The organism is Geodermatophilus sp. SYSU D00879 (genome assembly GCF_054050375.1).
The window spans coordinates 16,149-40,350 of record NZ_JBJGZF010000026.1 but is presented as its reverse complement, the minus strand read 5'-3'; the positions used below and the strand labels follow the sequence as shown (position 1 = coordinate 40,350).

The 24,202-nt window shown below is 77.0% G+C and carries 25 protein-coding genes and 1 pseudogene; 12 read left to right on the top strand and 14 right to left on the bottom strand.

Annotated features, from left to right (window positions below; genetic code table 11):
• Nucleotides 1–407: GntR family transcriptional regulator (locus ACI79B_RS21970; protein WP_457000248.1), on the bottom strand; the 407-nt coding region annotated here is incomplete at its 3' end.
• A gap of 40 nt (nucleotides 408–447) precedes the next feature.
• Here ACI79B_RS21970 and ACI79B_RS21965 point away from each other — a divergent pair.
• The 8 genes from ACI79B_RS21965 to allB are packed head-to-tail and all read left to right on the top strand — an operon-like array spanning nucleotide 448 to nucleotide 7,242.
• Nucleotides 448–1,578, top strand: a complete 1,131-nt coding sequence (locus ACI79B_RS21965; protein ID WP_456930167.1) for an epoxide hydrolase family protein — start codon at nucleotides 448–450, stop codon at nucleotides 1,576–1,578.
• 58 nt (nucleotides 1,579–1,636) lie between these two features.
• Nucleotides 1,637–1,939, top strand: coding sequence for an urease subunit gamma (locus tag ACI79B_RS21960; protein WP_456930166.1), 303 nt, complete (start codon nucleotides 1,637–1,639; stop codon nucleotides 1,937–1,939).
• Nucleotides 1,936–2,238 (top strand): urease subunit beta, encoded by a 303-nt coding sequence (locus ACI79B_RS21955; protein WP_456930165.1) that lies wholly within the window; start codon nucleotides 1,936–1,938, stop codon nucleotides 2,236–2,238. Before ACI79B_RS21960 ends, ACI79B_RS21955 begins: the two co-directional genes overlap by 4 nt.
• Complete coding sequence (locus ACI79B_RS21950) at nucleotides 2,238–3,959, top strand: urease subunit alpha (protein WP_456930164.1); 1,722 nt, start codon at nucleotides 2,238–2,240, stop codon at nucleotides 3,957–3,959. The genes ACI79B_RS21955 and ACI79B_RS21950 overlap by 1 nt, the downstream gene beginning before the upstream one ends.
• On the top strand, nucleotides 3,959–4,588 hold the full coding sequence (locus tag ACI79B_RS21945; RefSeq protein ID WP_456930163.1) for an urease accessory protein UreF: 630 nt from the start codon (nucleotides 3,959–3,961) through the stop codon (nucleotides 4,586–4,588). Before ACI79B_RS21950 ends, ACI79B_RS21945 begins: the two co-directional genes overlap by 1 nt.
• A complete protein-coding gene (gene ureG, locus ACI79B_RS21940) occupies nucleotides 4,578–5,252 on the top strand; it encodes an urease accessory protein UreG (protein ID WP_456930162.1) in 675 nt (224 codons plus the stop codon). Before ACI79B_RS21945 ends, ureG begins: the two co-directional genes overlap by 11 nt.
• Nucleotides 5,249–5,932, top strand: a complete 684-nt coding sequence (locus ACI79B_RS21935) for an urease accessory protein UreD (RefSeq protein ID WP_456930161.1) — start codon at nucleotides 5,249–5,251, stop codon at nucleotides 5,930–5,932. The genes ureG and ACI79B_RS21935 overlap by 4 nt, the downstream gene beginning before the upstream one ends.
• Complete coding sequence (gene allB, locus ACI79B_RS21930; RefSeq protein ID WP_456930160.1) at nucleotides 5,929–7,242, top strand: allantoinase AllB; 1,314 nt, start codon at nucleotides 5,929–5,931, stop codon at nucleotides 7,240–7,242. The genes ACI79B_RS21935 and allB overlap by 4 nt, the downstream gene beginning before the upstream one ends.
• On the opposite strand, the gene ACI79B_RS21925 is transcribed toward allB, so the two are convergent.
• Nucleotides 7,243–7,404 carry a hypothetical protein gene (locus tag ACI79B_RS21925; RefSeq protein ID WP_456930159.1) on the bottom strand — a complete coding sequence of 54 codons (162 nt, stop codon included), beginning with the start codon at nucleotides 7,402–7,404 and terminating at the stop codon, nucleotides 7,243–7,245.
• Nucleotides 7,405–7,490: 86 nt separating this feature from the next.
• Here ACI79B_RS21925 and alc point away from each other — a divergent pair, with 86 nt between their 5' ends.
• Entirely contained in the window at nucleotides 7,491–8,486 is a 996-nt protein-coding gene (alc, locus tag ACI79B_RS21920) for an allantoicase (RefSeq protein WP_456930158.1), read from the top strand.
• 9 nt (nucleotides 8,487–8,495) lie between these two features.
• Entirely contained in the window at nucleotides 8,496–9,239 is a 744-nt protein-coding gene (locus ACI79B_RS21915) for an SDR family NAD(P)-dependent oxidoreductase (protein ID WP_456930157.1), read from the top strand.
• A gap of 55 nt (nucleotides 9,240–9,294) precedes the next feature.
• On the opposite strand, the gene pucD is transcribed toward ACI79B_RS21915, so the two are convergent.
• From pucD to ACI79B_RS21900, 3 genes are read right to left on the bottom strand one after another with little or no spacing between them, the layout of a single operon-like run.
• A complete protein-coding gene (gene pucD / locus ACI79B_RS21910; protein ID WP_456930156.1) occupies nucleotides 9,295–11,664 on the bottom strand; it encodes a xanthine dehydrogenase subunit D in 2,370 nt (789 codons plus the stop codon).
• Nucleotides 11,664–12,149 carry a (2Fe-2S)-binding protein gene (locus ACI79B_RS21905; RefSeq protein WP_456930155.1) on the bottom strand — a complete coding sequence of 162 codons (486 nt, stop codon included), beginning with the start codon at nucleotides 12,147–12,149 and terminating at the stop codon, nucleotides 11,664–11,666. The genes pucD and ACI79B_RS21905 overlap by 1 nt, the downstream gene beginning before the upstream one ends.
• Nucleotides 12,140–13,015, bottom strand: a complete 876-nt coding sequence (locus ACI79B_RS21900) for an FAD binding domain-containing protein (protein ID WP_456930154.1) — start codon at nucleotides 13,013–13,015, stop codon at nucleotides 12,140–12,142. The genes ACI79B_RS21905 and ACI79B_RS21900 overlap by 10 nt, the downstream gene beginning before the upstream one ends.
• Before the next feature lie 119 nt (nucleotides 13,016–13,134).
• Here ACI79B_RS21900 and ACI79B_RS21895 point away from each other — a divergent pair, with 119 nt between their 5' ends.
• A complete protein-coding gene (locus tag ACI79B_RS21895; RefSeq protein ID WP_456930153.1) occupies nucleotides 13,135–14,529 on the top strand; it encodes an 8-oxoguanine deaminase in 1,395 nt (464 codons plus the stop codon).
• Nucleotides 14,530–14,577: 48 nt separating this feature from the next.
• Here the strand turns inward: ACI79B_RS21895 and egtE are convergent, their stop codons facing one another.
• From egtE to egtB, 8 genes are all read right to left on the bottom strand, one after another.
• On the bottom strand, nucleotides 14,578–15,708 hold the full coding sequence (gene egtE / locus ACI79B_RS21890) for an ergothioneine biosynthesis PLP-dependent enzyme EgtE (protein ID WP_456930152.1): 1,131 nt from the start codon (nucleotides 15,706–15,708) through the stop codon (nucleotides 14,578–14,580).
• 9 nt (nucleotides 15,709–15,717) lie between these two features.
• The gene (locus ACI79B_RS21885) at nucleotides 15,718–16,530 is read right to left on the bottom strand and encodes an anti-sigma factor domain-containing protein (RefSeq protein WP_456930151.1); all 813 of its coding nucleotides are present in this window, start codon (nucleotides 16,528–16,530) and stop codon (nucleotides 15,718–15,720) included.
• The gene (locus tag ACI79B_RS21880) at nucleotides 16,511–17,110 is read right to left on the bottom strand and encodes an RNA polymerase sigma factor (RefSeq protein WP_456930150.1); all 600 of its coding nucleotides are present in this window, start codon (nucleotides 17,108–17,110) and stop codon (nucleotides 16,511–16,513) included. Before ACI79B_RS21880 ends, ACI79B_RS21885 begins: the two co-directional genes overlap by 20 nt.
• Before the next feature lie 101 nt (nucleotides 17,111–17,211).
• Nucleotides 17,212–17,847 carry a class F sortase gene (locus ACI79B_RS21875; RefSeq protein ID WP_456930149.1) on the bottom strand — a complete coding sequence of 212 codons (636 nt, stop codon included), beginning with the start codon at nucleotides 17,845–17,847 and terminating at the stop codon, nucleotides 17,212–17,214.
• 1 nt (nucleotide 17,848) lies between these two features.
• Nucleotides 17,849–18,664 (bottom strand): DUF4397 domain-containing protein, encoded by an 816-nt coding sequence (locus ACI79B_RS21870; protein WP_456930148.1) that lies wholly within the window; start codon nucleotides 18,662–18,664, stop codon nucleotides 17,849–17,851.
• Between the two features lie 70 nt (nucleotides 18,665–18,734).
• A complete protein-coding gene (gene egtD / locus ACI79B_RS21865; protein WP_456930147.1) occupies nucleotides 18,735–19,697 on the bottom strand; it encodes an L-histidine N(alpha)-methyltransferase in 963 nt (320 codons plus the stop codon).
• A gap of 24 nt (nucleotides 19,698–19,721) precedes the next feature.
• Nucleotides 19,722–20,429, bottom strand: coding sequence for an ergothioneine biosynthesis protein EgtC (egtC, locus tag ACI79B_RS21860; protein ID WP_456930170.1), 708 nt, complete (start codon nucleotides 20,427–20,429; stop codon nucleotides 19,722–19,724).
• Nucleotides 20,414–21,694, bottom strand: a complete 1,281-nt coding sequence (egtB, locus tag ACI79B_RS21855) for an ergothioneine biosynthesis protein EgtB (protein ID WP_456930146.1) — start codon at nucleotides 21,692–21,694, stop codon at nucleotides 20,414–20,416. The genes egtC and egtB overlap by 16 nt, the downstream gene beginning before the upstream one ends.
• 380 nt (nucleotides 21,695–22,074) lie before the next feature.
• Here egtB and ACI79B_RS21850 point away from each other — a divergent pair, with 380 nt between their 5' ends.
• Nucleotides 22,075–23,403, top strand: a complete 1,329-nt coding sequence (locus tag ACI79B_RS21850) for a D-alanyl-D-alanine carboxypeptidase family protein (RefSeq protein WP_456930200.1) — start codon at nucleotides 22,075–22,077, stop codon at nucleotides 23,401–23,403.
• 31 nt (nucleotides 23,404–23,434) lie between these two features.
• On the opposite strand, the pseudogene ACI79B_RS21845 reads toward ACI79B_RS21850, so the two are convergent.
• Nucleotides 23,435–24,124 (bottom strand): annotated as a pseudogene (locus tag ACI79B_RS21845) (YihY/virulence factor BrkB family protein); the annotation flags it as partial.
• Nucleotides 24,125–24,202: the final 78 nt, after the last annotated feature.

Genomic DNA, 24,202 nt, shown 5'->3' with positions numbered 1-24,202 from the left:
AAGGGCCCCGCCACCATCCGGTGGCGGGGCCCTTCTGCACTCGCGGACACTGTCCGACATCGCACACGGCCCCGGTTCCGTCCTGACGGAACCGGGGCCGTGTGCGAGTCGGGGGCCGGGCCGACCTCAGGGGACGATGTCGCGGAGGCCTGCGAACGACAGCGCTCGAGCAGCTGCTCGCGGGCGCCCGTGGCGACGAACATCTCGACTCCTCGTCTCTTGTAGAGGATCCCGTCGGCCACCAGCTGGTTGCGGCCCTTGGCCGCAGTGGCGGGGTCGATGCGGTGGAAGGCGCTGAGCTCGTCGGACGAGGGCGCCTGGCTCTCCTCGGCGAGGGAGCCGTCGACGATCGCCTTCTCGATCTGCGCGGCGACCTGCCGGAAGATCGGGCCGGCGTCCTCGTTCACCGGCTCGTCCGCGGCGTCGACCCTCGCTACGGTCGCGCCCGTGGACGACGTCGTCAGGCCCTTCACCGTCGACGTGCCGGCGGACGCGGTGGCGGACCTGCGCCGCCGGCTCCGGGCCACCCGCTGGCCGGACCCGCCGACGGCGGACGGGTGGGCGCAGGGCGTCCCGGTGGACGTGCTGCAGGAGGTCTGCCGGTACTGGGCCGAGGAGTACGACTGGCCGGCCCGGCAGGCGCGGATCAACGCGTTTCCACAGGTGGTCACCGAGATCGACGGGCTGCCGGTGCACGCCCTGCACGTCCGCTCGCCGCACCCGGACGCGCTGCCGCTGGTCCTCACCCACGGCTGGCCCGGCTCGGTCGTCGAGTTCCTCGAGGTGATCGGCCCGCTCACCGACCCCGAGGACCCGCGGGACGCCTTCACCGTCGTCGTCCCGTCGCTGCCGGGCTACGGGTGGAGCGGGAAGCCGACGGCACCCGGCTGGGGGCCGGCGCGGACCGCCGACGCCTGGGCGGAGCTGATGCGCCGGCTCGGGTACGAGCGCTTCGGCGCCCAGGGTGGGGACATCGGGTCGTTCGTGTCGGCCAACCTGGGGGCGCGGCACCCCGACCGGGTGGTCGGCGTGCACCTGAACATGGTGGTGACCGTCCCGCCGGAGGGGCGGACGGACCTCGACGAGCGCGAGCGGCGGGCGCTCGACCGGATGCGGGCCTTCCGCGACGACGGCTCGGCCTACAGCCACCAGCACCGCACCAGGCCCCAGACGCTCGGCTACGGCCTGACCGACTCCCCGGCCGGCCAGTGCGCGTGGATCCTCGAGAAGTTCCACGCCTGGACCGACACCGGGGGCGACCCGGTCGGGGCGCTCGGCGTCGACCGGCTGCTCGACGACGTCTCGGTGTACTGGTTCACCGGCACGGCGACGTCGTCGGCGCGGATGTACTGGGAGATGGCCCGGGCGCCGGGCGAGCGGACGCCGCGGGTCGACGTCCCCAGCGGCGTCTCGATGTTCCCCGGGGAGATCTTCGTGCCACCCCGCGCGTGGGCGGAGCGGCAGCTGACCGACCTGCGGGCGTGGCGTGAGCACGACAGCGGCGGGCACTTCGCGGCGATGGAGCGGCCGGCGGAGCTGGTGGCCGACGTCCGGGAGTTCTTCGGCCCGCTCAGGTAACCGCCGCGACACATCGGGTCACTAACGTCCGGGCTCCGCCGACCCCGGAGGACCCCGCGTGCACCTCTCCCCGCACGAGCAGGAACGCCTGCTGCTCTCCTACGCCGCCGACCTCGCCCGCCGACGGCGCGCGCGGGGACTGCGGCTGAACCTCCCGGAGGCGACGGCGGTCATCACCGACCACGTGCTGGAGGGCGCCCGCGACGGCGCCCTGGTCGCCGAGTTGATGCAGTCGGGCCGCACCGTCCTCACCCGCGACGACGTCATGGTCGGCGTCCCCGAGCTGCTGGAGGAGGTGCAGGTGGAGGCCACCTTCCCGGACGGGACCAAGCTCGTGACCGTCCACCAGCCGATCCCGTGATCCCCGGCGAGGTGATCCCGGCCGAGGGCGTCATCGAGACGATGCCCGGAGCCCCGCGGATCGAGCTCGAGGTGACCAACACCGGCGACCGGCCGGTGCAGGTCGGCTCGCACTACCACTTCGCGCAGACCAACCGGGCGCTGCGGTTCGACCGGGCTGCCGCAGCCGGCCACCGGCTGGATATCGCCGCCGGCACCGCCGTCCGCTTCGAGCCCGGCATCACCCGCACCGTGACGCTGGTGCCGCTGGCCGGCGCGCGCGTCATCCCCGGCCTGACCGGAGAGGGAGGGCTCGGCTGATGGTGCAGCTGTCCCGCGAGCGCTACGCCCAGCTGTACGGGCCGAGCACCGGCGACCGGATCCGGCTGGCCGACACCGACCTGATCGTCGAGGTCCAGGAGGACCGCTGCGGCGGACCCGGCCGGGCCGGCGAGGAGGCGGTGTTCGGCGGCGGCAAGGTGATCCGCGAGTCGATGGGCCAGGGCCGCGCCACCCGCGCGGAGGGCGCACCCGACCTGGTCATCACCGGCGCCGTCGTGCTGGACCACTGGGGGGTCGTCAAGGCCGACGTCGGCGTCCGCGACGGGCGGATCGTGGCGCTGGGCAAGGCCGGCAACCCCGACACGATGGACGGCGTCCACCCGGACCTGGTCATCGGCCCCGGTACGGAGGTGATGGCCGGCAACGGGCGGATCCTCACCGCCGGCGGCATCGACTGCCACGTCCACTTCATCTGCCCGCAGATCGTGCCGACGGCGCTGGGCTCGGGCGTCACCACGCTCATCGGCGGCGGCACCGGCCCGGCGGAGGGCTCGAAGGCCACCACGATCACCCCCGGCGACTGGTACCTGGCCCGGATGCTCGAGGCGATGGACCCGTGGCCGGTGAACGTCGCCCTGCTGGGCAAGGGCAACACCGTCTCGCAGGAGTCGATGGAGGAGCAGCTCCGCGGCGGGGCGAGCGGCTTCAAGCTGCACGAGGACTGGGGCTCGACGCCCGCGGCGATCGACGCCTGCCTCACCGTCGCCGGCCGGCACGGCGTCCCGGTCGCGCTGCACTCGGACACGCTCAACGAGGCCGGCTTCGTCGAGGACACCCTGGCCGCGATCGCCGGCCGGTCGATCCACGCGTACCACACCGAGGGCGCCGGGGGCGGTCACGCGCCGGACATCATCACCGTCGCCGGGCACCCGAACGTGCTGCCGAGCAGCACCAACCCGACCCGGCCGCACACGGTGAACACCCTCGACGAGCACCTCGACATGCTCGTGGTCTGCCACCACCTGGACTCCTCCGTCCCGGAGGACCTCGCCTTCGCCGAGAGCCGGATCCGGCCAACGACGATCGCCGCCGAGGACCTGCTGCACGACCTCGGCGCCATCTCGATGATCGGCTCCGACGCGCAGGCGATGGGCCGGGTCGGCGAGGTGGTCCTGCGCACCTGGCAGACCGCGCACGTGATGAAGCGCAAGCGCGGGTCGCTGGCCGGTGACGGCGTCGCGGACAACCTGCGGGCCCGCCGGTACGTCGCGAAGTACACGATCTGCCCCGCGGTGGCGCACGGCATCGACGGCGAGGTGGGCTCGGTGGAGCCCGGCAAGCTCGCCGACCTGGTGCTGTGGGACCCGCGCTTCTTCGGCGTCCGCCCGCACGCGGTGCTCAAGGGCGGGGTCATCGCCTGGGCGCAGATGGGCGACGCCAACGCCTCCATCCCGACGCCGCAGCCGCAGCTGCCCCGGCCGATGTTCGGCGCCTACGGCCGCGTCCCCGCGCGGACCTCGCTGCACTTCGTCGCCCCGGCCGCGCTCGAGGCGGGCCTCGGCGACCGGCTGGCGGTCGACCGGCGGCTGGCCGCGGTCACCGACACCACCCGGCTCACCAAGGCCGACATGCCGGAGAACACCGCGCTGCCGGAGATCCGCGTCGACCCGGACACCTTCACGGTCACCGTGGACGGCGAGGTGTGGGAGCCCGAGCCGGTGCGGGAGCTGCCGATGGCGCAGCGGTACTTCCTCTTCTGATGACGGCCGCCCTCCTCACGCTGGCCGACTCCCGGCTGCCCGCGGGCGGGCACACGCACTCCGGCGGGGTGGAGCAGGCGGTCGCGGCCGGGCTGGTGCACGACCCGGCGTCGCTGGCGGCCTTCCTGCTGCGCCGGCTGGCGACGTCCGGTGCCGTGGCGGCCGGGCTCGCCGCAGCGGCGTGCCGCAGCGGTGACCTGCCCACCCTCGACGCCGAGGCCGACGCGCGGACGCCGTCGCCGGCACTGCGGGCCGCCTCCCGGCAGCAGGGCCGCGGGCTGGTGCGGGTCGGCCGCCGCGCCTGGCCGTCGCCGGTGTGGGACGCGCTGCCCGCCGCGCCGCACCACCCGGTCGCGCTCGGGGTCGCCGCGGCCGCGGGCGGGCTGACCGCCCGGGACGCCGCCGCGGCCGCCGCCTACCTGTCGGTCAGCGGCCCGGCGACGGCGGCCCAGCGGCTGCTCGCGATGGACCCGCTCACCGTCGCCGCCGTCACCGCCCGGCTGGCCCCTGAGATCGACACCGTCACCGACGCGGCGGTCCGGGAGGGACTCCCCGCCGCCACCGACCCGCTCCTCGACCTGCTGGCCGAGGTGCACGCCACGAGAGGGGACCGCTTCTTTGCCTCCTGACCACAACCTGCAGGACTACGTCGACGCGGAGGTCCCGCACCGGCACGGCGGGCCGCTGCGCGTGGGGCTCGGCGGCCCGGTCGGCTCGGGGAAGACCGCGCTGGCCGCGGCCCTGTGCCGCACGCTGGGTGCCGAGTACGACCTCGCCGTCGTCACCAACGACATCTACACGACCGAGGACGCCGACTTCCTGCGCCGCAACGCCGTCCTCCCCGACGACCGGATCGAGGCGGTGCAGACCGGCTGCTGCCCGCACACCGCCATCCGCGACGACATCACCGCCAACCTCGACGCCGTCGAGCTGCTCGAGGCCCGCCACCCCGGCCTGGAACTGGTGCTCGTCGAGTCCGGCGGGGACAACCTGACGGCGAGCTTCAGCTACGGGCTGGTCGACGTGCAGGTGTTCGTCGTCGACGTCGCCGGCGGGGACAAGGTGCCGCGCAAGGGCGGGCCCGGGGTCACCGCGAGCGACCTCCTGGTGGTGAACAAGACCGACCTCGCGCCGCTGGTGGGCGCCGACCTCGACGTCATGCGGCGCGACTCGGCGCTGGTGCGCGGGGAGAAGCCGACGCTGCTCGTCTCGCTGCGGGAGGACCCCACCGCAGGGCCCGTGGCCGACTGGGTGCGCGAGCAGGTGCGGGCCCGCCGGCCGCAGCGGGCGTGAGGACGCGGGTCGAGGTCGTCGCGCGGCGCGGGCCCGGCGGGCGCACGGTGCTGCCCGTGGTCCGCGCCAGCGGGCAGCTGGCGGTGCGCCGCACCGGCCCGTCCTCGGTCCACCTGGTGGCGACGGCGTTCGGCCCGCTGGGCGGCGACGACGCCGAGGTCCGGCTGGTGGTCGAGGAGGGCGCCACGCTGGCGGTGCGCTCGGTCGCGGCCGCCGTCGCGCTGCCCGCCCGCGACGGCGACCGGCCCTCGGTGCAGCGCGTCGTGGCCGAGGTGGCCGGGGAGCTGGACCTGCGGCCGGAGCCGACGGTGGTGGCTCGGGGTGCCCACCACCGGGCCGGGCTGACCGCGTCGCTGGCGGCGGGCGCCGTCCTCACCGCCACCGAGCAGGTGCTGCTCGGCCGCACCGGCGAGGAGCCCGGCCGGTGGACCGGCACCACGCGGGTGGTCGTCGACGGGCGGCCCCTGGTGCACACGACCGTCGGCCTGGGGCCGGGCGCGCCGGCCTGGCTGCCGCCGGTCGCGCCGCGCGCCTGGGCGTCCACGGTGCACGTGAGGCAGGCTGCCGGGGTGCTGACCGCCGAGGACGCCGTCCGCCTGCCGCTGGAGAACGGGTGGGTGGCCACCGCCTGGGGGACCGAGCTGCACTCCGTGGTGCGCGCGGTGGAGGCGGTGGCGTGACGCTCGTCGTCCGGGCGCGGCGGGTGGTGCTGCCCGACGGCGAGCGCGCCGCCGCGGTGCACACCGCCGGCGGCGTGGTCACCGCGGTCACCGGCTTCGACGACGCCCCGGCCGGCGCGGTCACCCTCGCCGACGACGAGGTGCTGCTGCCCGGGCTGGTCGACAGCCACGTCCACGTCAACGAGCCCGGCCGCACCGAGTGGGAGGGCTTCGCCACCGCCACCCGCGCCGCGGCCGCCGGCGGCATCACCACGGTCGTGGACATGCCGCTGAACTCCGTGCCGGCGACCACCACGCTCGAGGCGCTGCGGATCAAGCGCGAGGTCGCGGCCGGGCAGGTCGCCGTCGACGTGGCGTTCTGGGGCGGCGCGGTGCCCGGCAACCTCGCGGAGCTGCGGCCGATGCACGAGGCCGGCGCCGTCGGGTTCAAGTGCTTCCTGCTCGACTCCGGCGTCCCCGAGTTCCCGCCCCTGGACGACGCCGGCCTGCGCGCCGCGCTGGCCGAGCTGGCGACCTTCGACGGGCTGCTGATCGCGCACGCCGAGGACGAGCAGGTAATCGAGGCGGCACCCGGGCCCGCCGGGGCCAGCTACGCGGCGTTCCTCGCCTCCCGCCCGCCCGCGGCCGAGGAGACGGCGATCGGCCGGCTGGTGGCGGCCACCCGGGACACCGGCGCGCGCAGCCACGTCGTCCACCTGGCCGACGGCGACGCGCTGCCGCTGCTGCGCGCCGCCCGGGCGTCCGGCGTGCGGGTCACCGTGGAGACCTGCCCGCACTACCTGACCTTCGCCGCCGAGGACGTGCCCGACGGCGACACCGCGTACAAGTGCTGCCCGCCGATCCGCGAGGCGGCGCACCGGGAGGCGCTGTGGGGCGCGCTGACGTCCGGCGACGTCGACCTGGTGGTCAGCGACCACTCGCCGTGCACGCCCGAGCTCAAGCGGCTCGACGTCGGCGACTTCGGGCTGGCGTGGGGCGGCATCGCGGGGCTGCAGGTGGCGCTGCCGGCGGTGTGGACCGGCGCGCGGGCCCGGGGCGTCCCGCTGGCGCGGGTGGTCGAGTGGATGGCGGCGGCGCCGGCGCAGCTGGCCGGGCTGCCGGGCAAGGGCGCGATCGCCGTCGGGAGGGACGCCGACCTGGTGGCCTTCGCGCCCGACGAGCGGTTCACCGTGGGCCGGCTCGAGCACCGCAACCCGGTGACGCCCTACGCGGGGCGCGAACTCACCGGCGTCGTCCGGCGGACCTGGCTGCGCGGGCGGGAGGCCGACGGCAGCCCCCTCGGCCGGCTGCTCGGCCGAGGGGACCGCTGATCACGACTGCTGTTCGCCTTCTTCCCGGGCGGCCTGGTCCATGATCTGCGGGTCGTCGGTCGAGCCGCCGGCGGGGTCGGCGTTGCCCAGCGCGGTCTCGGCGGGCATCTGCTCGACGTGCTCGCGGGCGCGCTCGCGCAGGTCGTCGGTGGGTTCGGACACGGGTCCTCCTCGGATCTCTCGCGGACCCCGGCCCTCTACCCCGCCCGTGCCAGAGTGACCCGCGACCGCCGCCGACGAGGAGACCCATGAGCGACCCGTTCGACCTGCCCGACCTCGCCGTCCGCACGCAGGGCGGCGCCGTGGTGGCCGCCAACGACGAGTTCTTCGCCGGCAAGGAGAACCTGGTCCTGCCCGGGCCGGCGCGGGCGCGCGACGACTTCGGCGCCCGCGGCAAGGAGTACGACGGCTGGGAGACCCGCCGGCGCCGCGAGCCCGGGCACGACTGGGCGGTCGTGCGGCTCGGCATGCCGGGCGTGGTGCACGCCGTCGTCGTCGACACCGCGTTCTTCCTCGGCAACTACCCGCCGCGGGCCGCGCTGGAGGGCGCCTCCGTCGAGGGTCACCCGCCGGCGTCCGCGCTGGCCGGCGCCGACTGGGTGCCCCTGCTTCCGCTGTCGGACCTGGCCGGGGGCACGGCGAACCGCTTCGCCGTCGAGCCGGGGCCGCGGGTGACGCACGTGCGGCTGTCCATCCACCCCGACGGCGGCGTGGCGCGGCTGCGGGTGCACGGCGAGGTCGTGCCCGACCCGCGGCTGCTCGACGCCGGCCCGTGCGACCTCGCCGCGCTGGAGAACGGCGGGCGGGTCACCGGGGTGAGCAACGCCTTCTACGGCAGCCCGCACCAGCTCATCGGCCGCGGCGAGGCCCGCTCGATGGGCGAGGGCTGGGAGAACGCCCGCCGCCGCGACGACGGCAACGACTGGGTCGAGGTGGCGCTGGCCTGCGAGGGCACGGTCACCCTGGCCGAGCTCGACACCTCGTGGTTCCTCGGCAACGCGCCCGGGGCGGCGTCCCTGACCGGTCGGACGGCGGGCGGCGCCGAGGTCGAGCTGCTGCCCCGCACGCCGCTGCAGCCGGACACCCGGCACCGGTTCGTCCTGCCCGGCGACGCCGCGGTGACCGCGGTGCGGATGGACGTCTTCCCCGACGGCGGCATGGCCCGGCTGCGGCTGTGGGGCCGCCCCACCGACGCCGGCCGCGCCGCCCTGCACCGGCGGTGGGAGGCGACGACGCGCGGGTAGGGCCGGTCCGTGGCGACGATCGCGATCACCGGCTCCACCGACGGCATCGGCCGGGCGGCCGCGCGGCGGCTGCTGGCCGGCGGGCACACCGTCGTCCTGCACGCGCGCAGCGAGGCCCGCGGCGCCCCGGTCGCCGAGGAGCTCGGCCGGCTCGGCGACGTCCGGCTGGTCACCGGCGACCTGGCCGACCTCGACCAGGTCCGCTCGCTCGCCGGGCAGCTCGGGGAGGTGGACGCGCTGGTGCACAACGCCGGCGTCTGGCCGCCCGACGGGGCGCCGGCCAGCGCGCAGGGCCACGAGCTCGCGTTCGCCGTCAACGCGCTGGCTCCGCACCTGCTCACCGCCCTGGTGCACGAGCGGGTGCGCGGGCGGCTGGTCTTCCTCGGCAGCGGCATGGTCGGCTCCGGCCGCGTCGACCCCGGCGACCTCGGCGGCGCGCGCGAGCCGGGGCGCGCCTACGCCGACTCCAAGGCGCTCGACGTCGTCCTGGCCCTCGGCTGGGCCCGCCGCCTGCCGCACCTGCGGGTGGGCGCGGTGGACCCGGGCTGGGTGCGCACCAAGCTGGCCTCCCCGGGCGCGCCGGGGGACGTCGAGGACGGCGGCGCGCGGGTGGCGCACGCCGCGGCCGGCGACTGGCCCGGCGGCTACACCGCCGGCCGCCGCCCGGCGCGCACGCCCCGCGCCCTGGAGGACCCGGCCCTGCAGGACCGGGTGCTGGCCGCGATGGACCGCCTGGCGGGGCTCGCGGGCTGAGCGTGTGCGCCGGCGCCGCACTCCGGCGCCCGGAGTACGGCGTCAGCGCACCCGCTCACGTCCCGGTGACGTGCTCCGGGCGGACGGGGACGCGGGTGAGCGGCAGGCCGGTCGCCTGGCGGATCGCGGCGAGCACCGCGGGCCCGGAGGAGATGTTGGGCGCCTCGCCGACGCCGCGCAGGCCGTAGGGCGCGTGCGGGTCGGCGTACTCCAGCACCTCGATGCGCATCGGCGGCATGTCCAGCACGGTCGGGATGAGGTAGTCGGTGAACGACGGGTTCTGCACCCGGCCGTCGCGGACGAGGATCTCCTCCATCACGGCCAGGCCGAGCCCCTGTGCCGTGCCGCCCTGGATCTGCCCGACGACGGCCTGCGGGTTGATCGCCTTGCCGACGTCCTGCGTGCAGGCCATCTCCACGACCTTGACCAGCCCGAGCTCGGTGTCGACGTCGACCACGGCCCGGTGCGCGGAGAAGGCGTACTGCACGTGCGCGAAGCCCTGGCCGGTCTCCGGGTCGATCGGCTGGGTGGGCCGGTGCCGCCACTCGACGGTCTCCTCGACCGCCGCGTCGCCGAGCACGTCGGCCAGCGGCAGCGCCACGCCCTCGAGGTCGGACACGACCTTCCCGCCGTCCAGCCGCAGGTCGGCCACCGGCCGGCCGAGGGCGGACCGCGCGAGGTCCAGCACCCGGCCGCGGACCGCCTCGCACGCGGCCTTGACCGCGCCGCCGGTGACGTAGGTCTGCCGGGACGCCGAGCTGGACCCGGCCGACCCGACGCCGGTGTCCTTCGGGTGGAGCACGACGGCGTCCACGCCGAGCTCGGTGCGGGCAATCTGCTGCTCGACGGTGACCAGCCCCTGGCCGACCTCGGCGGCCGCGGTGTGCACGGTCGCGACCGCCTCGCCGCCGGCCACCTCCAGCCGCACCCGTGCGGTCGAGTAGTCGTCGAAGCCCTCGGAGAAGGCCACGTTCTTGTAGGCGACGGCGTACCCGACGCCGCGGCGGACGCCCTCGCCGTGGGTGGTGTTGGAGACCCCGCCGGGCATGTGCCGCAGGTCGACGTCGTCGCCGGTGGCCGGCGCCGGCGGCAGCGGCATCGCCTCCAGCCGGCGCAGCAGCTCCGCGACCGGCGCGGGGCTGTCGACGACCTGGCCGGTGGGCGTCTCCGAGCCCTGCTCCATCGCGTTGCGGCAGCGCAGCTCGACCGGGTCCATGCCGAGCTCGGCGGCGAGGGCGTCCATCTGCGCCTCGTAGGCGAAGGCGGTCTGCACCGACCCGAACCCGCGCATGGCGCCGCACGGCGGGTTGTTGGTGTACGCGCCGTAGCAGTCGACGTGCACGTTCGGGACGACGTAGGGGCCGATGCCCATCGTGCCGCCGTTGCCCACGACCGCCGGCGTGCTCGAGGCGTAGGCGCCGCCGTCGAAGTAGATCTCCGCCTTCACGTAGACCAGGTCGCCGTCGCGGGTCGCGCCGTGCTCGTAGCGCATGGTCGCCGGGTGGCGGTGCACGTGCCCGAAGAAGGACTCCTCGCGGTTGTACGACATCTTCACCGGCCGGCCGGTGTGGAGCGCGAGCAGGCAGGCGTGCACGTGCATGGACAGGTCCTCGCGGCCGCCGAACGCGCCGCCGACGCCGGCCAGGGTCAGCCGCACCTTCTCGGGCGGCATGCCCAGCGCCGCGCAGACCTGCCGCTGGTCCACGTGCAGCCACTGGGTGGCCACGTACAGGTCGACGCCGCCGTCCTCCCCGGGCACCGCCAGCCCGGACTCCGGGCCGAGGAAGGCCTGGTCCTGCATGCCGACCTCGTACTCGCCGACCACGACGACGTCCGCGGTGGGCGCGGGGTCGCCCTTGCGCACCTTGAGGTGGCGCACCAGGTTGCCGTGCGGGTGCAGGTGGGCGCCCTCCCGGCTGAGCTCGGTGACCTCGGCCGGCGCGTCGTGCACCTGGTTCCACGTGGGGTGGCCCAGCGCCCGCCGCGCGTCGGTGACCGGCTCCCAGACGTCGTAGTCGACGACGATCCGCGCCGCGGCCCGGCGCGCGGTGTCCGGGTGGTCGGCGGCGACCAGCGCCACCGGCTCGCCCTGGTAGCGGACGACGTCGAGGGCGAGCACCGGCTGGTCGGCGAGTTCGAGGCCGTAGACCTTCTCGCCGGGCACGTCGTCGGAGGTGAGGACGGCGTGCACGCCGGGGACGGCCAGCGCCGGGCCGACGTCGATCGCGCGGATGCGGGCGTAGGGGTGCGGGCTGCGCAGCGTGACGCCCCACAGCATGTCGTCGGTCCACAGGTCGCTGCCGTAGGCGAACTCGCCGCGGACCTTGAGGACGCCGTCGGGGCGCTGCGCGTCGGTGCCGACCCCGCCGCCGGGGCCGGTCAGGTGCGAGGGGGCGCCGCTCGGGGTGCGGGTGGGGGTGCTCATCACGCGTCACCTGCCATGCGGTCGGCCGCGAGCCGGACGGCGTCCAGGATCTTCTCGTAGCCGGTGCAGCGGCAGAGGTTCCCGGCCAGCGCCTCGCGGATCTCGGCGTCGGCGGGCGTGCGGCCCTCGTCGCGGGCGCGGCGGACCAGGTCGTCGGTGGCCACCAGCAGCCCGGGCGTGCAGAAGCCGCACTGGACGGCGCCGGCCTCGAGGAACGCCTCCTGGACCGGGTGCAGCCCGCCGGCGGGGGCGAGCCCCTCGACGGTGCCGACCTCGCGGCCCTGCGCCTGCCCGGCGGCGACCAGGCAGGCGCACACCGGCAACCCGTCGAGGTAGACGGTGCACGAGCCGCACTCGCCCTGCTCGCAGGCGTTCTTCGAGCCGGGCAGCCCCATCCGCTCGCGCAGGACGTACAGCAGGCTCTCGCCCTCCCAGACGTCGTCCACCTGCTGCTCGGTGCCGTTGACGGTGCAGGTCAGGCGCACGTCGGGTCTCCCTTCCGGTAGTCGGCCCAGGCCCAGGTCAGCGTGCGCCGGGCCATGACCGAGAGCGCGTGGACGCGGTAGCGGGCGGTGCCGCGGACGTCGTCGATGGGCGCCGCCGCCCCGGCCACCAGCTCGCCGAAGCGGGCGGCGGTGGCCGGCGGCAGTTCGGCGCGGGAGTCCCACAGGCCGTCGAGCTCCCCGGCGAGGAACTCCTCGGCGGCGGGGGCGCGGCGCGGCGTGGGGGCGGCCGACCCGATGCCGGTGCCGACGGCGCGGCGGTCGGGGTGCAGCGCCAGCCCGAACGCGGCGACGGCGATGACCATCGCGTTGCGCGTGCCGATCTTGCTGTACTGCTGCGGGCCGGTGGGTGGGGTGATCCGGACGGCGGCGATGAGCTCGTCGTCGGCCAGCGCGGAGCGTTTGACGCCGGTGTAGAACTCGGCGACCGGGATCCGGCGGGTGCCGCGGACGCTCGCCACCTCGACCTCGGCGCCGGCGGCCAGCAGGGCGGGGTGCGCGTCGCCGGCCGGGGAGGCGGTGGCCAGGTTGCCGCCGACGGTCCCGCGGTTGCGGATCTGCGGCGAGCCGATGGTGCGGGCGGCCATCGCCAGCCCGGGCAGGCGGTCGCCGAGCTCGGTGATCACCCGGGCGTAGGGGACGCCGGCGCCCAGCCGTACCGCGCCGTCGTCGGGCTCCCAGGCCTGCAGCTCGGCGACCCGGGTGAGGTCGAGCAGCAGCGACGGGCGGAGCCGGCCGAAGTTGATCGCGACCATGACGTCGGTGCCCCCGGCGATGGGCACGGCGTCGCGGTGGGCGGCCTTCGCCTCCAGCGCCTCCGCCCACGTCGCGGGCTGCAGGAACTCCATCGCCACTCCTCGTCGGTGTCCCGGGGGACGGTCACGGTAGCCCCGGTTCGTTCCGGCCGGGTTGCGCGACGGCACGTGGCGACTCGCCGTGTTCACACGCGGTCGGCAGGATGCCGCGGGTGGAGACGACCGCCGACCTGCCGGTGCCCCCTGCCGACCTGCTCGTCCACGACGCCGACCTGCTGGCCACCGTCGACGACGGGCGGCGGGAGATCGCCGGCGGCTGGGTCGCCGTCACCGGCGGGGTGGTGAGCGGCGTCGGCGGGCCCGGGGACCCGCGGCCGGCCGCGGCCCGCACGGTGGACGCGCGCGGCTGCCTGGTGACGCCCGGGCTGGTCAACACCCACCACCACCTGTACCAGAACCTCACCCGGTCCTTCGCCCCCGCGCTGACCGGCGGCCTGTTCGAGTGGCTGGTCACGCTCTACCCGCTGTGGGCGCGGCTGGACGAGGAGGCGGCGTACGTGTCGGCCTACGTCGGGCTGACCGAGCTCGCGCTGGCCGGCTGCACCACCTCGACCGACCACCTCTACGTGCACCCGCGCGGCCGCGGCGACCTGATCGGCGCCGAGGTGCGCGCGGCGCGGGACCTCGGCATGCGGTCGCACTTCACCCGCGGGTCGATGTCCCTGTCGGTGAAGGACGGCGGGCTGCCGCCGGACTCCGTCGTCCAGGACGACGACGAGATCCTGGCGGAGTCCGAGCGCCTCGTGGACGCCCACCACGACCGCTCGCCGCACGCGCTGACCCGCGTCGCGCTGGCGCCGTGCTCGCCGTTCAGCGTGTCGACGTCGCTGATGACGCGGACGGCGGAGCTGGCCGAGCGGCTCGACGTCCGGCTGCACACCCACCTCGCCGAGACGCAGGACGAGGACGCGTTCTGCCTGGAGCGCTTCGGCCGCCGCCCGGTCGACTACCTGGCCGACGTCGGCTGGATGACCGACCGGGTGTGGCTGGCGCACGTGGTGTGGCCCTCGGCCGGCGAGGTGACCCGGCTCGGCGCCGCGCGGGTCGGGGCGGCGCACTGCCCGTCGTCGAACATGGTCCTGGGCAGCGGGTTGTCGCCGGTGGCCGAGCTGCGGGCGGCCGGGGCGCCGGTGGGGCTGGGCGTGGACGGGTCGGCGTCGGCGGACGCGGCGTCGCTGTGGCTGGAGGCCCGGACGGCGATGCTGCAGGGCAAGCTGCGGCACGGCGCCGGGTCCTTCGGCGCCCGCGACGCGCTGGAGATCGCCACCCGCGGCGGCGCGGCCTGCCTCGGGCGCACCGGCGAGATCGGCGAGCTGTCGGTGGGCGCGTGCGGCGACCTCGCCGTCTGGCCGCTCACCGGGCCGGCGTTCGCCGGGGCTCTGAGCGACCCGGTGGAGGCGTGGCTGCGCTGCGGGCCGGTGGCCGCGCGGCACGTCGTCGTCGGCGGGCGGTTCGTGGTGGAGGACGGCGTGCCGGTCCACCCCGGCCTCGACGAGCAGCTCGCCGTCCACCGCCGGGTGAGCGAGCGCATCCAGGCGGCGTCCTGACCGTGCACTTCCGCGGAGATGCACGGTGCATCTCCGCGGAAGTGCCCGTCAGAGGGCGGCGGCGAGGGCCTCGAGGTCGTCGAGGGTGCCGTCGACGTGCGGCGACACCCGCAGCACCCAGCCGGTCAGCTCCGCCGGCGCGCGGCCGGGCTCGATCGCCGTGGTCACGATGCCGTGCTCGGTGAGCAGCCGCGCCCGGGTGGCCACGACGTCGACGCCGTCCGGCGGGCGCAGCGTGGTGGTCACGGTGGGCTCGTCGAGCGGCTCCACCACGGCCCAGCCGCCGGCGCCGTCGAGGACCTGCCGCGCCGCCCGGCCCAGCCCCGCCAGCCGCTCGCGCACCCGGTGCGGGCCCGCGGCCAGGTGCTCCCCGACGGCGAGCACCAGCCCGACCCGGCCGGCCACGTGCGCCTCGCCGCTCTCCAGCGCCCGCAGCGGCGGCAGGTCGGCCGGGGCGGGCAGCGCGGGGGCCAGCTCCGCGGCGACCGCCGGCCGGGCGCACAGGAGGCCGACCCCGCGCGGGCCGGCCAGCCACTTGCGCGAGGTCGAGTAGACGACGTCGGCGCCGAGGTCGACGTCGACGTGCCCGAGGGACTGGGCGGCGTCGAGCACCAGCGGCACGCCGTGCGCCCGGCACAGCGCCGCGACCTCGCGCGCGGGCTGGACGACGCCGCGGTGGCTGGCCACGTGCGTGAGGTGCACGAACCGCGGCGGGCCGGCGGCCAGCGAGCGCTCGAGCGCGGCGACGTCCACCCGCCCGTCGCCGTCGACCGCCATCGGCTCGGGCACCAGCCCCGCGGCGCGCAGCAGGGCGGCGTTCGGCGCGTACTCCCCGGGCGTGCAGGCCACCCGCGTCCCGGCCGGCAGCCGCCAGGCGGCCAGCAGCGCGGTCAGCGCGGCCTGCGCGGACTCGACGAAGACGACGTCGGCGGCGGCCATGCCGACCAGCCCGCCGATGACGCTGCGGCCCTGCTGCAGCAGGTCGCCGGCGGTCGCCTCGGCCACGTAGCCGCCGAGCTCCGCCTCGTGCCGGGCGTGGTGGGCGACCGCCTCGAGCACCCGGTTGCTCTGCCGGCTGCACGCCGCGGAGTCCAGGTGCCGCCCCGCCGGGCGGGGGCGGGCGGTGCGCCAGGAGTCGGCCAGGTCGTCGTGGGGGAGCAGCAGGTCGAGCGCGGTCACCCCCAGACGCTAGGACAGCTGCCCGCGGACGATGGAGACCCCGGAGTGGGCCGGGTCGCCGTCGAGCGGCTCCACCGACACGTCGACGACCGGGTACTCGGCCAGGTCCAGGCCGGCGGGCAGTTCGAACTCCTCGGTGCCGGCGCGGACGACGCCGAGCGGGACCAGCCCGGACACCGACTCGGTGAGCAGCCACGCCTCGTAGTAGCCCTCCGCCGGCGCGCCGGCGGCGAGCTCCACCTGCAGCACCCGGGTGCCGTCGGCCCGCTCGACCACCTCGGCGCGGCCGGAGGCGTCACTGCCCTCCAGCGGGTCGAGCACGGTCGCGGCGACCGGCACGCCGGCGTCGTCCCGGCCGCCGAGCGCGACCGCCCCGGCGCCGATGGCCAGCCCGGCCACCAGCGCCGCCGCGGCGGCGAGCGCCAGCCGCGAGCGGCGGGCCCGCAGCGGCACGACCGGCGCGACGGGCGCGTCGGGTTCGTCCGGCTCGTGGGGCACCGGCGGGGTCCCGGGGACGGGCGGCGCCACCGGGACGACGTCGGGCACCGGGCCGGCCGGGGGCGCCGACGCCGCGACGACGCCCAGGCGCGGCACCACGCCCACGCCGGTGGCCGCGGCGATCCCCGCCCACAGCGACGGCGGCGGCGCGACCGGCGGGCCGGGCGCGGCGAGCTCCGGCACGGCCAGCGCGTCCACGGCCCGGCGCAGCCGCGCCACCTCGGCGCCGCAGGCCGCGCAGCCGGCCAGGTGCGCGGCGTCGTCGTCGGGGAGCGGCTCGCCGAGCGCGGCCAGCGCGAGGTCCTCAGGCGTGCAGTGCGGCACCGTCCACCTCCAACCGGTCGCGCAGGCGCTCGAGGGTGCGCCGGATGTGGCTCTTGACCGTCCCCAGCGGCAGGCCGGTGCGCTCGGCGATCTGCGCGTGCGTGAGGTCGGCGAAGAAGGCGAGCTCGATGATGCCGCGCTGCGGCTGGCCCAGGCGGTCCAGCTCGCCGAGCAGCAGCACCCGGTCGGCGACCGTGCTGTCCACCGGGGCCTGTCCGCCGGGCGGCGCGGCCTGCGCCTCGGCCAGCGCGGCCTCGGCGGCGCGCCGCTGCCGGTCCCGCCGCGCCCACGTGTCGGCGATCTTGTGGCGGCAGATGCCGACCAGCCAGCCCGGCAGCGCGCCCTGGTCGGCGCGGTAGCCGGCCCGGCCGGTCCAGGCGGAGACGAAGGTCTGCTGGGTGACGTCCTCGGCGTCGGGCCCGGGGCCGAACGCGCGCACCGCCATGCCGTGCACCAGCGCCGCCCACCGCTCGTAGGCCCAGGCCAGTGCCTGCTCCTCACCCGCGGCGAAGCGCCGGGCGACCTCGGCGTCGTCCGGCTCGGCCGCGCCCGAGGGCGACGGCTCCGCCTGGGTGTTCACCGCACCGACCCTAGGGCCCGTCCGGTTGATCCGGGACGGCCTTCCTGCCGGGGCCCGCCGCGAGCGTGCGAGCGGTGGGGGGCAGGGAGGTCCTTCGACGGTCACGGGACCGGCTCCGCCACCACGACGACGTTGTCGCGGTAGCCGCCGACGTCGGGGAGGAACGGTCCGCCGCAGGTGACCAGCGTCAGCCGCGGCGGCCCCTCCCGCGTGAAGAGCAGGTCCACCGGCAGCGCCTGCTTGTCCAGCAGGTCCCGCGCGACCACCCGCCACCGCGTCGTCGCGCCGGCGGCGTCGGTGACGAGCACCTCCTGACCCGGCTCGGCCGAGCGCAGCGGGGCGAGCGCGCCCAGGCCCTGCTCGGCGTCGTCGACGTGGCCGGCGAGGACCGCGGAGCCGGGCGCCCCGGGTGCCGGGCCGAACCGGTACCAGCCGGCCCGGGCGACGTCGTCCGGCAGCGCCATCTGCCCGTCGCCGGCGACCCCGGCCGGGTCGACCGGCGCGTCGACGCCGAGCGCGGGCACCTGCAGCCGGACGGGCGGGACGACGGCGGGGGCCGGCGCCGGGGCGGCGTCGCGGACGGCCGGCCCCGGGGCCGGAGGGGGAGCGGCCGGTGTGCCGAGCACCTGCTCGACCGGCGCGCCCGCCGCCGCCGGGGGCCGGCTCAGCTCCCACGCGGTGGGCACGCCCACGGCGAGGGCCAGGCCCAGGGCCACGCCGGCGACGGCGGGTCGCACGTCAGGCCCGGGTGGTGGCCAGCCGGCGGGCGGCCACGCCGGCGCCGGCCAGGCCCAGGGCGGACAGGCCGAGCAGCGGCAGCGGGAGACCGTCGTCATCGGCCAGCCCGGCGCTCCCGCCGGGGACCCCGGACGGCGCCGAGTGCCCGCCGCCGATCGTCTGGACGGCGAGCTCGAAGCCGGCGTCCTGCGAGCCCCACGCGTAGACCACCGTCGTGGCGCCCTCGGTCACCGCGAGGTCGGCCGGACCGAGCGCGACGGTGGAGGTGCCGGCCAGGACGACGTCGGCGCTGACCGTGCCGGCCGGCACCTCGAGCGACGCCTCGTCCGGGTTGGCGAGGTTCGGCGCGACCACCTGGCCGCCGGCGCGGACGTCGACCGCCGGGGCCGCCGCGACGTGCCGGACCACGACGCGGCCCTGGCCGGCGGGGACCGCGGAGGTGTCGTTGACGAACGGGGTGAGCGCCGGCTGGCCCTCCGCGGTCAGGTGCGCGACCACGGTGGCGTTCGCGCCGGCCGGGACCGCGACGCCGTTCGCGGACAGCAGCGGCGTGCCCGAGCCGTCGGCGGCGTCGGCGGGGAACAACGCCAGGTCGTAGGAGCCGGCCGGCAGCGACAGCGGGTCGGTGAGCGTGCCGGGCTGGAAGTCGTCGATCAGCCGCTCGCCGTTGGCGTACACGTCGACCGGGGTGTCCGGGACGGCGTGCAGCACGGAGACGGTGGCGGTGTCGGCCGCTGCGGCCGGCGTGGCGCCCAGCGCGACGAGCGCGCCGGCTCCGGCGACGGTGGCGAGTCCGAGGGTGCGGGTCCGGGTCACGGGGTCCTCCGGGATCGGGGGTGCTGACACCTCCTCTTCCGGCGTCCCCGCAGGTCCGGATGCAGGGACCTCAGCCGGGGGTGGACAGCGAGACGGCGAAGTCGCCGTCGGGGTCGGTCCACCAGTGCGTCAGCCGCAGGCCGGCCGCGGCGAGCTCGGCCTCGACGCCCTCCCGGCGGAACTTCGCCGACACCTCGGTGCGCATCTCCTCGCCCGCGGCGAAGCGCACGGTCAGGTCCAGCGCCGGCACGGTGACGACCTGCGCGGTCCGCGCGCGCAGCCGCATCTCGATCCACTCGTTCGCGGCGTCCCACACCGCGACGTGGTCGAACGCCGCCGGGTCGAAGTCGGCGCCGAGCTCGCGGTCGAGCACCCGCAGCACGTTGCGGTTGAACTCCGCGGTCACGCCGGCGGCGTCGTCGTAGGCGCGGACCAGCCGGCCGGTGTCCTTGACCAGGTCGGTGCCGAGCAGGAAGGAGTCACCCGGCGCGAGCGTGCCGGCCAGCTCGGCGAGGAACGCCGCCCGCGGGCCGGGCTCCAGGTTGCCGATCGTCGAGCCGAGGAAGGCCACCAGCCGCCGGCCGCCGCGGGGCAGCAGGCCCAGGTGGGCGGTGAAGTCCCCGACGACGGGGTCGACGGCGATGCCCGGGTACTCGGCGGTGACCGCCTCCCCGGCCGCGGCGAGCACCGACGGGTCGACGTCGCAGGGGACGAACCGCCGCAGCGTGCCGGCCCGGGTCAGCGCGTCCAGCAACAGGCGGGTCTTCTCCGACGTGCCGCTGCCCAGCTCGACGAGCACCTCGGCGCCGGAGGCCGCGGCGATCTGGTCCGCGCGCGCGGCGAGCACCGCCCGCTCGGCGCGGGTCGGGTAGTACTCGGGCAGCCGGGTGATCTCGTCGAACAGTTCGCTGCCGCGGGCGTCGTAGAACCAGCGCGGCGGCAGCGCCTTCGGCGTCGCGGTCAGCCCGGCGAGGGCGTCGGCGCGCAGCGCGGCCGCGACGTCGTCGGGGGCGAGGTGGCGGGTCGTCGTCACGGGTCTCCTCGGCTCGCGATCGGGTCAGGTCAGCGGGGTGACGGTCAGGCCGTCCGGGGTCGCCTCGACCAGCGAGCGGTCGGGCACGTCGGTCCACGCGAGGTCGTCGTCCCAGGGCTCGCTGGCCAGCGCCGTCCCCTCGGCGGTGACCAGGGCGGAGAGCGTGTCGCCCCAGGTGGTGGCCAGCAGGCGGGTGCCGTCGGCGGCGAGCAGGTTGAGCCGGGCGGCGGGGTCGGCGACGGCCACCTCGCGCACGGTGTCGCCGAGCCGGTCCATGCCCCGGGAGAACAGCAGGGCGGCCAGCAGCGCGCTGTCCACCGTCGACTCGGCGTCGCGCACCGGCGGGAGCACGGCGCGGTCGACCCGGCCGTTGTGCGACAGCAGCCAGCGGCCGTCGGTGAACGGCGCCGCGGCGCTCTCCTCCAGCGGCATCCCCGCCGTCGCCGACCGGACCGCGGCCACCACGCAGCCGGACTGCAGCACCGGCGCCACCGAGGCGAACGACGGGTCGGCCCACAGCGGCCGCGCCGAGCGCCAGCGCACCGGCCCGGCCCGGCCGGGGGCGAAGAAGCCGACGCCCCAGCCGTCGGCGTTCACGGTGCCGTACCGCTGCCGCCGCGGCGCCCAGGACTGCACCAGCAGCGACGACGGCGGCTCGAGGACCAGCGAGGCGACCGACCGCGGCCGGCCCAGCCAGGCGAGGTGACGGCACACGGTCAGGTCACGTCCCACGCGAGCCGGATGCCGCTGAACACCTGCCGCCGCACCGGGTGGTCCCAGTTGCGGAACGACGGCCGCAGGATCGACGGGTCCACCGCCCACGAGCCGCCGCGCAGCACCCGGTAGTCGCCGCCGAAGAACGGCGCCGAGTAGTCGGCGTAGAGCATCGGCGTGAAGCCGGGATAGGCCTCGAAGCCCGACGACGTCCACTCCCAGACGTCGCCGACGACCTGCTCCACGCCGTACGCCGAGGCCCCCGCCGGGTAGGCGCCCACCGGCGCTGGGCGCAGCGCCGCCCCGCCCAGGTTGGCCAGCGCCGGCGTCGGGCCGGCGTCGCCCCACGGCCAGCGGCGCCGGCGGCCGGTCGCCGGGTCCCAGACGGCGGCCTTCTCCCACTCCGCCTCGGTGGGCAGCCGGGCGCCGGCCCACGCCGCGTACGCCTCGGCCTCGAAGAACGTGACGTGCTGGACCGGCTCGTCGGGCGGGACGTCCTCGAGGACGCCGAAGCGGGTGCGGGCGCCGCCCGGGCCCCAGTACAGCGGCCGCTCGAGCCCGGCCTCCTGCCGGTGCGCCCAGCCCCGCGGCGACCACCAGCCGGGGGTGTCGTAGCCGCCGTCGGCCGCGAACGCCGCGAACTCGGCGTTGGTCACGGGTACCCGCCCGATGCGGAACGCGGGCAGGTCGACGACGTGCGGACCGCGCTCGTTGTCCAGCGAGTACGGCTCGTCGGCGGCGTCCACGCCCAGGACGAACGGGCCGGCGGGCACGAGCACCGACGTCCCGGCCACCCCGGGCCGCCCGGTCGGCAGCGGGCCGCCCGTGCCCAGCACCGGCGGCCCGACGCGCAGCCCCAGGGTCTGCAGCATCGTCTCGGTGTGCTGCGCCTCGTGGCTGACGACCATCGCGACGTCGAACGGGTCGTCGTCCGGCCCGGCGTGCTCGATCCGGTCGAGCACCCGGCCGCGCACCTCGGCGACGAACGAGCGGGCCTCCACCGGCGGCAGCAGCGGCAGCTTGTCGCGGACCGCGCGCGGGTGGGTGAACGCGTCGTAGAGCTCCTCCACGGCGGGCGGCAGCAGGCCGGCGCGGCGGGCGTCGCCGTGGCGCAGCAGCCACAGGTCCTCCTGCTGGCCGACGTGCGCGAGGTCCCACACCAGCGGGCTCATCAGCGGGCTGTGCTGGCGCAGCAGTTCGGGCTCGTCGAGGTCGGTGAGCAGCAGCGTCCGCTGCCGGGCGGTCTCCAGGTCGCGGGCGAGCCGCTCGTGCGTCGTGCTCACGGGTGCACCTCCGGGTCGGTCTCGGGGGCGGTGGCGGTCCGCGGGGCGGTGGCGGTCCGCGGGGCGGTCTCGGTGGCGGCGGCCAGGGCGGCCGCGGGGCCGCCGGCGCGGGCGGCGTCGGCGAGGACGTCACCGGGGCTGCGGCCGCGCCCGGCCAGCTCGGCGAGCGGGGGGGGGGGGGGCGGGGGGGGGGGGGCGCCGGCCGCCCGGGGGCCCCCCCCCGGACGTGGACGACGTCGGCACGCTAACCGCGCTCTCCGGGCAGGTCGCCATGCCTGCGGCGGACCGAGACGGGATCGTTGTGAAGCGGCCCGGATCCCGTGGCCCCCGCCACTGCGCCCGGTCCCCGCAGGGGGCGCCGCCGGGGCTAGCGTCCCCTCGTGCATCGACGACGGGGTGCGCTCGCGGCCGTCCTGGCCGCGCTGGCCGTCCTCCTCGGGGCCGGCCCGGCGGTGGCCGCCCCGGATCCCGCGCGGCCCACCGCCGACCTCGCCGCCCCGACCCCGACCGCGCCGCTGCCCGGCGGCCCGCCCCAGGGCGAGGGTCCCGGCGGGGTCACCGTGGGCGGGGAGGGGCTGGACACCCGCGGCACGGTCGTCGTCGACGGCGCGCCGCCGCTGCCGGCCGACGTCGTCGCGGCCGGGTGGCTGGTGGCCGACGCCGGCACCGGGGACGTCCTGGCCGCCCGGGACCCGCACGGCCGCTACTACCCGGCGAGCACGCTCAAGACGCTGACGCTGCTCACCCTGGCGCACCGGCTGGACCCGGCGGCGGTGGTCGCCGGCACCGTCGAGGACGAGGCGATGGAGGGCAGCAAGGTCGGGATCGTGGCCGGCGGCCACTACCCGGTCGGGCTGCTGTTCCAGGCGCTGGTCATGCAGTCGGGCAACGACGCGGCCAACGCGCTGGCCCGGGCCTTCGGCGGGACGGAGGCGACCGTGGCCGCGATGAACGCCACCGCCCTGGAGCTCGGCGCGTTCGACACGGTGGCGGGCTCGGCGTCGGGCCTCGACGTCGCCGGGCAGTCCTCCTCGCCCTACGACCTGGCGCTGGTCTTCCGGGCGCTGGTCGCCGACCCGCTCACCGCCGGGATCCTGATGACGCCGACCGCGCAGATGCCCGGTGTGGAGGGCCGCTCGCCCGGCTTCCAGATCCAGAACCAGAACCCGCTGGCCGGCTACCCGGGGACGCTGGGCGGCAAGACCGGCTTCACCGACGCCGCCCGGCACACCTTCGTCACGGCCGCCGAGCGCGACGGGCGGCGGCTGGTGGTCAGCGTCATGGGCACCGAGAACGTGCCGCGGCGCGCCGCCGACCAGGCCGCGCTGCTGCTCGACTGGGGGTTCACGGTGCCGCCGTCGCTGGGCGGGGTCGGCACGCTGGTCGACTCCGCCGCCGACGTCACCCCTCCCGAACCGACGACCACCGCCGCCCCCTCCCCCGCGGGGCCGGCCGAGGTCGCCGCCGGCCCGGCCGAGCCGGCTCCCCCCGCGGACGACGGCCCGCCGGCCCTGGGCGCGGTGGCGCTCGGCGCGGCGGCGGTCGCGGTGGTGGCCGCGACGCTCATCGGCCGGCGGCGGGCGGTGCGCCGGGCTCCGCGGGGACCGTCGGGTCCTCCGGGTCGGGGCGCCCGGGACCGGCAGGGTCCTCCGGGGCGGTCGGGACCGTCCGCTCCAGGGCCGGGAGGGTCGCCGTCCACGCCGCGGTGAAGAACGCGAACCGGGCCACGAGGTTGATCCACACGAGGATGCCGACGGCGCCGCCGAACGCCGACGAGGTGACGCTGCCGGAGATCAGCGACAGGTAGAGGCTGCCGGCCAGCTTCATCAGCTCGAACCCGGCCGCGCCGAAGACCGCGCCGGGCAGGAGCAGCCGCAGCGGGTGTGACGTCGAGGGCACCACCCGCAGCAGCCACAGGAAGACCAGGACGTCGCCGCCGAACGCGAGCACGATGCCGAGCACGCTGCTGACCGCGCCCCAGCCGGGCGCGTCCTCGACGCCGAAGGCCGTCAGGACGCCGTTGGTGGCCTGGGTGGCGAACCCGGTCAGGCCGATGGAGGCCAGGCCGGCCCCGCCGAGGGCGACCAGCGCGACGAGGTCGGCGAGGTTGTCCCGCCAGAACTCGGGCTCGTCGACGTGGCCCTTCCAGGTGCGCTCCATGCCGATCCGCAGCTTGTCCATCGCGCGCAGGCCGGCGTACAGGAAGCCCGCGACGCCGATCAGGCCGGTGATGCCGGCCGTGCTGACGGCCGAGCGCAGCTCCCGGACGATCTGCTCCCCGGTCGAGCCGGGGAACGCCTCGCGGATGGCGTCGTAGAGCTCCTGCTGGAGCAGCGCGTCGCCGGAGAGGACCAGCGCGATGACCGACGCGACCAGCAGCAGCACCGGGAACAGCCCGAGGAACACGAAGTAGGTGACGCCGGCGGCCATGAGGTCGCCCTGGGTGCGGGTGTAGCGGCCCCCGGCCCGCGCCAGGTGGTCGATCCAGGGCCGGCGGCGGCGCTGGGC

Bases quoted from the DNA above. Each gene is read 5' to 3' on its own strand.
- ACI79B_RS21950 (WP_456930164.1), top strand. From the start codon at position 2,238: ATGGTGCAGCTGTCCCGCGAGCGCTACGCCCAGCTGTACGGGCCGAGC.
- ACI79B_RS21945 (WP_456930163.1), top strand. From the start codon at position 3,959: ATGACGGCCGCCCTCCTCACGCTGGCCGACTCCCGGCTGCCCGCGGGC.
- alc (WP_456930158.1), top strand. From the start codon at position 7,491: ATGAGCGACCCGTTCGACCTGCCCGACCTCGCCGTCCGCACGCAGGGC.
- pucD (WP_456930156.1), bottom strand. From the start codon at position 11,664: ATGAGCACCCCCACCCGCACCCCGAGCGGCGCCCCCTCGCACCTGACC.
- ACI79B_RS21900 (WP_456930154.1), bottom strand. From the start codon at position 13,015: ATGGAGTTCCTGCAGCCCGCGACGTGGGCGGAGGCGCTGGAGGCGAAG.